At 51.9% G+C, this 830-nt stretch carries 1 protein-coding gene; it reads right to left on the bottom strand.

Annotated features, from left to right (window positions below; all coding sequences use genetic code 11):
- Window positions 1–175: 175 nt before the first annotated feature.
- Window positions 176–472, bottom strand: coding sequence for a CRISPR-associated endonuclease Cas2 (gene cas2 / locus CKO33_RS13180; RefSeq protein ID WP_200182685.1), 297 nt, complete (start codon window positions 470–472; stop codon window positions 176–178).
- Window positions 473–830 lie beyond the last annotated feature (358 nt).

Genomic DNA, 830 nt, shown 5'->3' with positions numbered 1-830 from the left:
GCTGCCTGTAGTGCCTCATCGGTACCCCTGAATGGGTTTGGGGTGAGAGCCACCCATTCTACGGCGGCAGCTGACCCACCCTCTATCCGTTCAGGCGTTGCGCTTATTCTGTGAATTCAGGGAGCATCTCCCGGAGTTTCTGGGGCACTGGGTTGCTCGCATTGCTTCGGCGGATTCAGACGATGATGGGTGCCAGGTCGACGGGCTCGAAGCCGGCTTTCCCTAAGCTGACCACCTTGGGTTCTACGGTATCGACATTTCCAAGATCAATCAAGAGGATGTGGTCTTCCTGGTGATGGATAATGCCTTCCAAGAGGGAGATGAGTTCAGCGTGTCGTTTGCTTTCCAGGCGACACTGGAATATGGAAAGTTGTACCCATTCACCATATCCATGCATGATTTTGAATACCCGTCGCCAGCGTTTTGGGTCGCTGATATCGTAAGCGACGATATAGAGTCTGGGGTTTTCCATGGCATTTATCTGGTTATGAATCCTGGGAATTCGGTAATCTCGCCCGTTAGATGACGACCTAGTAGGCGGGCTTGAATCTCAAATATTCTGCGATAACTGGCACGATAGCCAAACTGGGGGTGTGTGATCTCCTGGGTGAGCCTTTGTTCAATGATTCCGAGAAAACGTTTGCGTCCATCATTGGTTAAATTAACGCTGGATGCTGCAGATATGAAATCCGTGGATCGGATTTGTCCTCCTGAATTCACAGAATAAGCGCAACGCCTGAACGGATAGAGGGTGGGTCAGCTGCCGCCGTAGAATGGGTGGCTCTCACCCCAAACCCATTCAGGGGTACCGATGAGGCACTACAGGCAGC

The sequence above is a fragment of the Ectothiorhodospira mobilis genome, assembly GCF_016584115.1.
GTDB lineage: Bacteria > Pseudomonadota > Gammaproteobacteria > Ectothiorhodospirales > Ectothiorhodospiraceae > Ectothiorhodospira > Ectothiorhodospira mobilis.
This window is presented reverse-complemented; position numbering and strand designations above follow the sequence as displayed.

What these genes read in the sequence shown, in the direction of transcription:
- cas2 (WP_200182685.1), bottom strand. Translation starts at nt 472, where the DNA reads ATGGAAAACCCCAGACTCTATATCGTCGCTTACGATATCAGCGACCCA.